The sequence below is a fragment of the Mannheimia kashgarensis genome (assembly GCF_041807705.1).
Classification (GTDB): Bacteria; Pseudomonadota; Gammaproteobacteria; order Enterobacterales; family Pasteurellaceae; genus Mannheimia.
The window spans coordinates 1-2208 of sequence record NZ_JBGTYY010000059.1 but is presented as its reverse complement, the minus strand read 5'-3'; the positions used below and the strand labels follow the sequence as shown (position 1 = coordinate 2208).

Sequence of the window (2208 nt, the reverse complement as noted above, 5' to 3'; positions counted from 1 at the left end):
TCAGCCCCCGCTTCTCCCGTGTTATTGGTGCGAGTTTGGACTACGTTACCGTATTCGTTGTGGGTGTTTTCCACAATTCTGTCGATACCGTTTACCGTTACTTCTTTGCCGTTGAGCATAATCGTGTGGCTATGACCTGTCGGGTTCGGTTTGCCGTTGCTTAACACGTCATTATTGGTGTTGTCATAACGGGCAATTTCACGTCCTAACGCATCACGCACATAGTAGCTTACGCTTTCTGCGTGCTCTTTACCGTCTAGGTTGCTGGTACGCTCGTAAACTCGGTTGTTTCCATCGAATTTTTGCTCGTAGTAGCGTTCAATGCCGTGTACGGTACGACCATCTTCTAAGGTGTGAGTTGTACCTGTTACCTGTTTTTCGCCTTTAAGCGTTAGCGTCGTGTCGTTATCAAGGTTTTGATATTCGCCAATACGGTTACCGTTTGCGTCTAAGTCGTAGTAGTACACTCGGTCATCTTCGCCTTTCGCATCAAGGTTGAAGCGTTCGGTAGTCACACGGTTTTGACTATCTCGCTCGTAGGTAGTGAAGTTGTCGATACCTTCTACTTCAATACCACTATACTTCATCGTTACTTTCTCACCAGTTTTCTTCGCTAGCTTCTCACCATCTTTGTGGTCGTTGTCACGGTTGTAATAAATACCCATTAACTGCCCAGTTGCCTTATCAACATCACGATATTCCACTTCTTCAAACGCTCCTTTGGCATCAAGGTTTTTGTTGGTTTGAGTGTGGTTTCCGTTTTCATCGTGTTCGTAAGTTTCGTAACGGTCAATACCTTTCAGAACGCGACCATCGCGAAGCTCAATCGCTTTGTCTTGGTCTTTATTGCCTGTGCCGGTGTTTTTATCGTTATCTAAATCAGTGTAACGACCTTTCTCACGTCCGTATTCATCACGGTCGATGTAAATCACTTCTTCAAAACCTTTGTCGTTTTTAAACGCTTCGCCATCGTCCGCATCTCTCGCATTTAAGTTACGATTGATTTGGGTTTGCTGACCGTTAGCGTTGTATTTATAGGTTTCAAAGCTGTCGATACCTTGTAGCTCAACTGGTTTACCGTCAATTTCAACCGTGATGGTTTTACCTGTGCCATCGTTAGCGTCATTGTTGAAGTATCTCGCCACCGCACGACCGTATTGGTCTAATACGAGGTAAGTGGTTGAGTTAGCTTCACCATCGCCTGTGTTGTCCACATCAATCTGTAAGGTTTGACCTTTAGTGTTACGGCTGAAGGTTTCAATTCTATCGATACCTTTGATTGGCTTGCCATCATGGTCGAACGCTGCTTTACCTGTTGCTTCGTTAGCGTCGTTATCCACTAACAACTCAGTACGGTTGCCTAAAGCGTCGAACTTCTGATAATGGATCTTATCAGGAAAACTGACCATTATTCCTTTCTAGATTTATATACTCAAAAATAGAATTTTTCCCGACTGATCATTTTTAGCTATTTTTTCTATTTTTACTCAAATGGAGTATTTGATTGTTTTTTGTGCTAAACAATCAACAACTTAAATTGGTTATATTTTAGCCTTTTTAGTGCTTGGCTTTATGCGTTAAAAATAAGATGGTTTTCCTGATAAGATTGTTTTATGGAACCGTTCGCAGATGCCGTTAGTCTGCGGATGTTTTACCNGTAAGATTGTTTTATGGAACCGTTCGCAGATGCCGTTAGTCTGCGGATGTTTTACCTTGGTTTTACTGTGTTCAATATCATTTATCGCTAAATAAAGCTCATAATCGTGATTTTCTACCTTGCCACAATATTCACTTCCTCGGTCAGTTAATATGCGTAACATCGGTAAACCTTGGCTTTCAAAGTAAGGTAACACTTTATCATTCAGCATATCCGCAGCACTGATAGCGGTCTTCATTGTATAAAGTTTTGCAAATGCCACTTTACTGTAAGTATCAATAAACGTTTGTTGATAAATGCGGCCCACTCCTTTGAGGTTGCCCACATAGAAAGTATCTTGTGAGCCAAGATAGCCAGGGTGTGCCGTTTCAATTTCACCACAGGCAATCTCATCTTCTTTATTACGCTCTAAGGCTTGTACCTGTGACCTGTGCTTCACTGAGTATAATACCTTGTTCTGCAACCAGTTTTTCCAGGGCGATTAATCTTTGCTTAAAATTGGCAAGATGATGACGTAACCAAATCGAACGTACACCTCCTGCTGAAACAAA

At 42.1% G+C, this 2208-nt stretch carries 1 protein-coding gene and 1 pseudogene; both read right to left on the bottom strand.

Going from position 1 to position 2208, the window contains the following annotated elements; translation table 11 throughout:
• The coding region (locus tag ACERCF_RS12405) for a hypothetical protein (RefSeq protein WP_373625773.1) at positions 1-1409 on the bottom strand (1409 nt) is incomplete at its 3' end.
• 249 nt (positions 1410-1658) lie between these two features.
• Positions 1659-2208, bottom strand: a pseudogene (locus tag ACERCF_RS12400) (DDE-type integrase/transposase/recombinase); the annotation flags it as partial.